Genomic DNA, 491 nt, shown 5'->3' on the forward strand with positions numbered 1-491 from the left:
CGGCATCCCGATCGTCGAGGGCCCCGCGTACTCGAAGCACCGCCCGTTCGACTTCACCCCGCTACCCACCACGTCATCCCTTCTTCCGTAGGAGCGCCTGCCTGTGTTCAACCGTCGTCCCCGCCTGCTGCTCGGTGTTGCTCTGGCTCTCGGCTCCCGACTCGCCGGCAGCCAGGTCAAGCGTGAACCACAACCCCAACCGAAACCTGAAACCCAGAAGGCGCACAAGCCCAGCCGCCAGCAGCGCTGGGGCGGCTTCCTCACCGAACGACGTCGCTGGTTGATCCGCTGGGCCCCGAATGGCGGCGGCCTGCGCGAGCGCCTGCGCCGTCAGCGCCAGATCGCGGCGGGAACGCTCAACGCCTCGAACGGCTTGCTGCGATTCAGCAAGAACTGATCCACCCCGTCCCGGCTGCAGCGTGCGGCCGGGCTCCAAGGAAACAGGAGATCCACATGCTCGTCCTCACCCGTCGTGAAAGCGAAACCCTGTA

General features: G+C 66.6%; 1 protein-coding gene. It reads left to right on the top strand.

Annotated features, from left to right (window positions below):
* Positions 1-103: 103 nt before the first annotated feature.
* Positions 104-397, top strand: a complete 294-nt coding sequence (locus LR961_RS19145; protein WP_232151567.1) for a hypothetical protein — start codon at positions 104-106, stop codon at positions 395-397.
* The last annotated feature ends 94 nt before the right edge of the window (positions 398-491 follow it).

Origin of the sequence: Stenotrophomonas sp. SY1 (assembly GCF_021202945.1) — a bacterium.
Taxonomy (GTDB): domain Bacteria; phylum Pseudomonadota; class Gammaproteobacteria; order Xanthomonadales; family Xanthomonadaceae; genus Stenotrophomonas.